Source organism: Falsiroseomonas sp. CW058 (assembly GCF_050563535.1).
In the GTDB taxonomy this organism is placed as follows: Bacteria; Pseudomonadota; Alphaproteobacteria; order Acetobacterales; family Acetobacteraceae; genus Falsiroseomonas.
In genome coordinates this window covers 1-6,609 of record NZ_JBNXUO010000064.1, presented here as the reverse complement: position 1 = coordinate 6,609, position 6,609 = coordinate 1, and the positions used below count along the sequence as shown (strand labels likewise).

Genomic DNA, 6,609 nt, shown 5'->3' with positions numbered 1-6,609 from the left:
CGCGCCGCAGCCCGTCCAGCACCGCCGCCGCCGCGATCCCGCGCGCCAGCACCGCGGCCCCGCGCGGCAGCGTTGCGGCGGCCGCGCGCGGGTCCGGCAGGCGCCGCGGGTCCGACAGCAGCCACAGCCGCGGCACGCCCCGCGCGCCCGCGCCGGCTTGCGGCTTGAGCCGCCGTGACCAGCCTTCTAGCGTCCGCACCCCCACCGCCCCGGATGCCCCCGCGTGACCGACCCCGCCGCCATCGCAGCCAACCTTGCCGCCGTAAAGGCCCGCATCGCGGAAGCCTGCCGCCGGGCCGGGCGCGATCCCGCCTCCGTCACGCTCGTCGCCGTCTCCAAGACCCATCCCGCCGCGGCGGTGGAAGCCGCGCTCGCCGCCGGCCAGGCAGTGTTCGGCGAGAACCGGGTGCAGGAGGCGGGGGCGAAGTTCCCCGCGCTGCGCCCCGCGCATCCGGCGCTGCGGCTGCACCTGATCGGCGCGCTGCAGACCAACAAGGCCCGCGACGCGGTGCGGGTGGCCGACGTGATCGAAAGCCTGGACCGCCCGAAGCTCGCCGCCGCGCTGGCCGAGGCGATGGCGAGGGAGGGGCGCCGCCCCGCCCTGCTGGTCCAGGTCAACACCGGCGACGAGCCGCAGAAGGCCGGCGTGCCGCGTGCCGAGGCCGACGCCTTCCTCCGCGCCTGCATCGAGGAGCACGGGCTGCCGGTGGAGGGCCTCATGTGCATCCCGCCGGTGGAGGCCGACCCGCGCCCGCATTTCGCCGGCCTCGCCGCGCTTGCCGCCCGCCACGGGCTGCGGACGCTGTCGATGGGCATGAGCGGCGATTTCGAGGCGGCGATCGCCGAGGGCGCGACGCATGTGCGGGTGGGCACCGCGATCTTCGGCAGCCGGCCCTATCCGCCCACGGCCTGATCCGTCCCCACCCCTCCCCGACCGGCGGAGGAGCGGGTAGAAGGCCCCCATGACCCGCGTCTTCTCCGGCATCCAGCCTTCGGGCGTGCCCACCCTCGGCAACTATCTCGGCGCCATCCGCAACTGGGTGCCGATGCAGGACACGCATGAGGCGATCTATTGCGTGGTGGACCTGCACGCCATCACCGTCTGGCAGGACCCGAGGGAACTGGCCCGCCAGACGCGGGAGATGGCGGCCGCGCTGATCGCCTGCGGGCTCGACCCCAACCGCTGCACGCTGTTCATCCAGAGCCATGTGCAGGCGCATACCCGCCTCGCCTGGATCTTCAACTGCGTGGCCCGGCTGGGCTGGCTGAACCGGATGACCCAGTTCAAGGACAAGGCCGGCAAGGACCGGGAAGCCGCGTCCTCGGGCCTCTATGTCTATCCGAACCTGATGGCGGCCGACATCCTGACCTACCACGCCACCATGGTCCCGGTGGGCGACGACCAGAAGCAGCACCTGGAACTGGCCAACGACATCGCCCAGAAGTTCAACCACGACTACGGCGTGGACTTCTTCCCGGCGATCCAGCCGCTGATCCAGGGCGTCGCCGCGCGCGTGATGTCGCTGCGCGACGGCACGAAGAAGATGTCGAAGTCCGACCCCTCCGACCAGTCGCGCATCAACCTGACCGACGACCACGACGCGATCGCGCTGAAGATCCGCCGCGCCCGCACCGACCCCGAGCCGCTGCCCGAGGCGGAAGCGGGGCTGGAAGGCCGGGCGGAGGCGCGGAACCTGGTCGGCATCCTCGCCGCCATCACCGGCACCACCCATGCCGGGGTGCTGCGGGAACACGGCGGCAAGGGCTTCGGCGCCTTCAAGGAAGTGCTGGCCGAGGCGCTGGTTGCGCATCTCGACCCCATCCGGCGGGAGATGTCGCGCCTGCTGGATGACCCCGCGGCGCTCGACGCGCAGCTTCGCAAGGGGGCCGACCGGGCGGATGCCATCGCAGCGCCGATCTGCGCGCGGGCGGAGGAGATCGTCGGCTTCCTGCCGCGGAGATAGCGTCTTCCTGCCGCGGAGATAGCGTCTTCCTGCCGCGGAGATGGGCGCCGAAAGGCGCAGCCTGTCGCGGCGAGAGGCGCGGTTCATCTTCCGTCACGCCATCGATGCGATAGGCTTCCATCCGTTCCCGCGGGGGTTCGGCAGGGCCGGGCTTCCGCAGCGGGCACACCCTGTCCCGCCAAGCCCAGGACCAAGCCATGCCGCCACGCCCGACGCCTTCCGCACCCGTCGCACTCGACCCCGACGCGCTGGACGCCGTGACGGGCGGCGGCATGAATGCTCCCTGGAGCCCGCCCGGTTCATCCTTCGACGACCTCTTCGTGCTGGATGTCGGCACGGCGACGAACACCGCGCCCCAGGGGCTCGACAGCGGCCTGCATGATGGCGGCGGCACGGCGGAGCCGCAGCTGCGCGCGACCCTGCCAGGCCAGGGCGGCGGCTGAACGGTCCCGGCGCGGGCGCCGGGCCTCAGCGCCTCGGCGGCACCGGCGGCAGCGGCAACTCCTCCCGTGCCGGGCGGGCGACCGCGGCGCTGCGCTGGGGCGGCGTGTCGTCCCGCGCGGGCGCCTCTCGCAGGGCGGGCACGCCGGCGCGACGGAACCTCGGCTCCACCTCGGTCGCGAGGAATCGCTGGACGGCGTGGGTGCGGATCAGCTCCCGGTAGGTGTCGGCCGGCACGTCGAGGAAGCTGGTGCTGCGCCCATCGCGCCGCGCGACCTGCAGGGTGCCGGTGGTCGCCGGGTCGCCGCACCAGCGGGCGAAGGCATAGTCCTGGGACGCGAAGGTGGAACGGCTGCAGGTCTCCGCCGCCGCCGGGGCGGCGAGCAGCAGGAGGGGCAGGAAAGCAGGCAGCCCTGCGCGGCGCATGCGGTGTCTCTCGCTGGGATCAACCACGAGGCGTATCGCGTCGCCCCCGGTCGGGATAGCCGGGACCTCATCCGGTTTGACAGCTTCGCCCGGCATGGTGATCGTCCTGCAACAGGACAGGAGCCGCCCATGCCCGACATCACCCCGCCGCCCTCGCCCCGCGTGGACACGCCGGCCATGCCCGTCGGGCTGGCCGATGCGCCGGGGCGGCACCGGCGGCTGCGGCAGCTCCTGGCCGGCGGCGACCTGTTCCTCGCGCCCGGCGCCTTCGACTGCGTGGGCGCGCGGCTGGTGGAGGCGGCGGGCTTCCCCGCGCTCTACGTCACCGGCTCCGGCATCTCGATGAGCGCGATGGGCGCGCCCGATGTCGGCGCGCTGTCCTTCGGCGAGATCCTGGACCGCGTGCGGCGCATCTGCGACGTGGTGTCCATCCCCGTCATCGCCGATGGCGACACCGGCTATGGCGGGCCGCTCAACGTCATCCGCACGGTGCGGGAATACGAACGCGCGGGCGTCAGCGCCATCCAGATCGAGGACCAGGAATGGCCGAAGAAATGCGGCCATGAGCCCGGCCGCGTGATCGCCCCGGTGGAGACGATGGTGATGCGCATCCGCGCCGCCATCGAGGCCCGGCGCGACCCGGATTTCGCCGTCATCGCCCGCACCGATGCCCGCGCCGGGGAAGGGCTGGCGGCCGCGATCGAACGCGCGCGGGCCTACCGCGCGGCCGGCGCCGACGTCATCTTCGTGGAAAGCCCGCAGAGCGAGGCCGAACTCGCCGAGATCGGCCGCGCCTTCCCCGGCGTGCCACTGCTGGCCAACATGGTGGAAGGCGGCAAGACCCCCATCCTGCCGGCGGAACGGCTGCATGCGCTCGGCTTCCGGCTGGCGATCTACCCGAACGCGCTGACGCGGCTTTTCGCCAAGGCGGGGCTGGAGATGCTGGCCTCGCTGAAGGAGACGGGCAGCACCAACGCGATGGCTCCGCGGATGCTGAGCCATGGCGAGCTGTGGACCCTGTTCGACAACGCCACCTGGCGGGCGCTGGAGGATCGCTACCTGCGGGTGGAGGCGCGCTGAGCGGCGCCGTCACCCCAGGCGCAGCAGCAGCCACACCCAGACCGGCAGGGTGAGGACCGACAGCAGGTGCTCGCTGGTGGTGATCGCCGCCATCAGCGGCGCGTCGCCGCCCATGGCGCGGGACATGACGTAGCTCGTCGCGGCGGTGGGCAGGGCCATGAACAGCACCGCGAGCGCGGTCGGCAGCGGCCCGACGCCGAGCGCCGCGGCCAGCGCCCAGGTCATCGCCGGCATCGCCACCAGCTTCAGCCCGGCCGTCGCCGCCTGCACCAGCGGCCGGTCGCCCAGGCCCCGCAGCGTCAGCGCCGCGCCGACGCAGAGCAGGCCGAGCGCGACCGAGGCCTGGCCGAGATTCCGCACCGCCGGCGCCAGCCCCGGCGGCAGCCCGCCCAGGATGCCGACGGCGAAGCCGGCGATGCAGGCCAGGATCAGCGGGTTCATCATCACCTGCCGCAGGACGCGCCGGACGCTGACCTGCCGCGAGCCGTCGAGCGCGAAGGCGATGGTCGAGACGGCCTGCACGAAGGGCACGATCAGCCCGGTCGCGACCGCCGCCAGCGCCAGCCCCGGCTGGCCCCAGACGGCGCCGCCGATGGCGAAGCCCATCAGGTTGTTGAAGCGGATGCCCCCCTGAAGGACGGAGGTCATCGCCGCATGCCCCTGCCCCAGCGCCCGCGCCACCAGGACGGAGATGGCGGTGCCGCAGGCCAGCGCGCCCCAGAAGGTCAGCGCCAGCCCGCCCACCGGCAGCTTCGTGATGTCGATGGCCGCCAGGGCGTTGACGATCAGGCAGGGCAGCAGCACCCAGAAGACCAGCCTTTCGAACCCTGCCCAGACCGCATCGTCCCGCAGCAGCCGCCGGCGCAGCAGGGCGCCGAGGGCGAGCAGGCCGAAGACCGGCACGAAGGCATCGAGCCAGGCGGTCATGGGGATGGGGGCATCGTCATCCCCCCATCCTCGCCGCGCCGTCAGCGCCGCGCCACCGCCACCAGGTAGATGCAGGCCCGCTGTTTCGACGGGTTCTCGAAGGCGCAATCCGCGGGCGGGCCGAGCGCGAGGCAATCCCCGGGCGCGAGCCGGTGCGTCGCCGCGCCCTCGTGGAACAGCAACTCCCCCTCCAGCAGCCAGACCAGCTGCCCGCGCATCAGCGCGTAGGACGCCGCCGGGAAGGCCACGCGCGCGCCGGGCGGCAGTTCCACCCGCGCCAGTTCCGGATCGGCGCCCGGCGGGGAGACCTGGCGGCGCAGGTAGCCGCTGCCCGGATCCCGCCACAGCGCCTGGTCCGCCGCCCGCGCCACCACGCCGCCGACCGCCCCCGCTTCCGCCCGCGCGAGCAGGGCCGAGACGGTAAGGCCGAGCGGCCCTGAGAGCCGGCCGAGCAGCGCGGCGGTCGGGCTCGCCTCGGCGCGCTCGACCTTGCTGATCATGGCGCGGGAGACGCCGGAACGCGCCGCGAGCTCGGCGATCGACCAGCCGCGCGCCTCCCTCTCCTGCCGCAGCCGCAGCGCCAGGCGGCGGGCTGCGTCATCGGGTTCCTGATCGGTTTCCTGCGCGGCGTCGTCTTGCATGGTAGACATACGTCCATCATAGTGTCTGACAATGAGCCTGTCTGCCCCACCGCCCGGCATCCGCATCCGCCCCGTCGGGGGTGCCGAGGCCGCGACGCTGGTCCCGGCGCTGGCGGACATCCTGACCGACTGCGTCGCGGGCGGCGCCTCGGTGGGCTTCATGTGGCCGCTGGCGCGGGCGCGGGCGGAAGCCTTCTGGCGCGGCGTGGCCGAGGACGTGGCGACGGGCGCGCGGGTGCTCCTGCTTGCGGAGGAGGCGGGCGGCGGCCCGGTCGGCACGGTGCAGCTCGTCCCCGCCCCGCAGGAGAACCAGCCGCACCGCGCGGAGATCGCGAAGATGCTGGTGCATCGCCGCGCGCGCGGCCGCGGCACCGGCGCCGCGCTGATGCGGGCGGCGGAGGCGGCGGCGCGCGCGCGGGGCCGCACGCTGCTGGTGCTGGACACCGAGGCGGGGAGCGCGGCGGACCGGCTGTACCGGCGGCTCGGCTGGACGCATCTCGGCACCGTGCCGCGCTACGCGCTGATGCCGGATGGCAGCGCCTGCCCCGCGGCCTTCTTCTACCGCGACCTCGGGCGATGAGCGGCCCCGGCCATAACGGCGGCCCGCCGCTGGAGGAGCCGGATGCCGAGGAACTGGCCGCGCTGGGCTGGCGCCGGCATTGCTGGCGCGTCGCCCATCGCCGCGCCTGGAAGGCCCCGCCACGCGAAGTGGTCCTGCGCCGCCTGGCGCGGGCCGAGGAACTCGGGATGAGCTACCGGGACTACACGCTCGAGATCCTGGAACGCGGCCGCCACCTGTAGGCGGCCCTGGCCGGGAGGCAGGCGGACCCCTTCCGCACCCCGGCGACCGGCTATGCCCCCGCCGCCACCTGTTCGGCGACGCCGCCGGGCGGGCGCGTGGCGCCGCGGGCGATGTCGCGCAGGCAGGCGGCCTCGCCGCGCCGGGCGGTGCCGACGGCGCGCGCGGCGGCGAAGGCGACGCGCATGGCGGGGGCGGGGCCCTCCTCGCGGTAGAAGACCAGGTCGAGATGGCATTGCGTGGCCTGGTAGTGCCAGACCTCCGCTGGCCCCTCCTCGCGCCGCAGACGCGGTTCGCCGAGCAGGCGGGTGACGGCGTCCGGCGGCTGGCC

General features: G+C 74.2%; 9 protein-coding genes and 1 pseudogene. 6 read left to right on the top strand and 4 right to left on the bottom strand.

Annotated features, from left to right (window positions below; translation table 11 throughout):
* Window positions 1-223 precede the first annotated feature (223 nt).
* The 3 genes from ACK8OX_RS25095 to ACK8OX_RS25085 all read left to right on the top strand — a co-directional run bounded on the left by ACK8OX_RS25095 (window position 224) and on the right by ACK8OX_RS25085 (window position 2,407).
* The gene (locus ACK8OX_RS25095; RefSeq protein ID WP_430667031.1) at window positions 224-913 is read left to right on the top strand and encodes a YggS family pyridoxal phosphate-dependent enzyme; all 690 of its coding nucleotides are present in this window, start codon (window positions 224-226) and stop codon (window positions 911-913) included.
* Window positions 914-962: 49 nt separating this feature from the next.
* Window positions 963-1,964 (top strand): tryptophan--tRNA ligase, encoded by a 1,002-nt coding sequence (trpS, locus tag ACK8OX_RS25090; protein ID WP_430667030.1) that lies wholly within the window; start codon window positions 963-965, stop codon window positions 1,962-1,964.
* Between the two features lie 197 nt (window positions 1,965-2,161).
* Complete coding sequence (locus ACK8OX_RS25085) at window positions 2,162-2,407, top strand: hypothetical protein (protein ID WP_430667029.1); 246 nt, start codon at window positions 2,162-2,164, stop codon at window positions 2,405-2,407.
* A 25-nt stretch (window positions 2,408-2,432) separates the two neighbouring features.
* Here the strand turns inward: ACK8OX_RS25085 and ACK8OX_RS25080 are convergent, their stop codons facing one another.
* On the bottom strand, window positions 2,433-2,831 hold the full coding sequence (locus ACK8OX_RS25080; protein WP_430667028.1) for a KTSC domain-containing protein: 399 nt from the start codon (window positions 2,829-2,831) through the stop codon (window positions 2,433-2,435).
* A 129-nt stretch (window positions 2,832-2,960) separates the two neighbouring features.
* Between ACK8OX_RS25080 and ACK8OX_RS25075 the strand changes: the two genes are divergently transcribed.
* The gene (locus ACK8OX_RS25075) at window positions 2,961-3,911 is read left to right on the top strand and encodes an isocitrate lyase/PEP mutase family protein (RefSeq protein WP_430667027.1); all 951 of its coding nucleotides are present in this window, start codon (window positions 2,961-2,963) and stop codon (window positions 3,909-3,911) included.
* A gap of 9 nt (window positions 3,912-3,920) precedes the next feature.
* Here ACK8OX_RS25075 and ACK8OX_RS25070 read toward each other — a convergent pair whose 3' ends face one another.
* Entirely contained in the window at window positions 3,921-4,838 is a 918-nt protein-coding gene (locus tag ACK8OX_RS25070; RefSeq protein WP_430667026.1) for an AEC family transporter, read from the bottom strand.
* Window positions 4,839-4,879: 41 nt separating this feature from the next.
* Entirely contained in the window at window positions 4,880-5,479 is a 600-nt protein-coding gene (locus ACK8OX_RS25065; RefSeq protein ID WP_430667024.1) for a helix-turn-helix domain-containing protein, read from the bottom strand.
* A 31-nt stretch (window positions 5,480-5,510) separates the two neighbouring features.
* Here ACK8OX_RS25065 and ACK8OX_RS25060 point away from each other — a divergent pair, with 31 nt between their 5' ends.
* A complete protein-coding gene (locus ACK8OX_RS25060) occupies window positions 5,511-6,059 on the top strand; it encodes an N-acetyltransferase family protein (protein ID WP_430667023.1) in 549 nt (182 codons plus the stop codon).
* Window positions 6,056-6,280 (top strand): hypothetical protein, encoded by a 225-nt coding sequence (locus ACK8OX_RS25055; protein ID WP_430667022.1) that lies wholly within the window; start codon window positions 6,056-6,058, stop codon window positions 6,278-6,280. Before ACK8OX_RS25060 ends, ACK8OX_RS25055 begins: the two co-directional genes overlap by 4 nt.
* Window positions 6,281-6,330: 50 nt before the next feature.
* Here the strand turns inward: ACK8OX_RS25055 and ACK8OX_RS25050 are convergent.
* Window positions 6,331-6,609 (bottom strand): annotated as a pseudogene (locus ACK8OX_RS25050) (hypothetical protein); the annotation flags it as partial.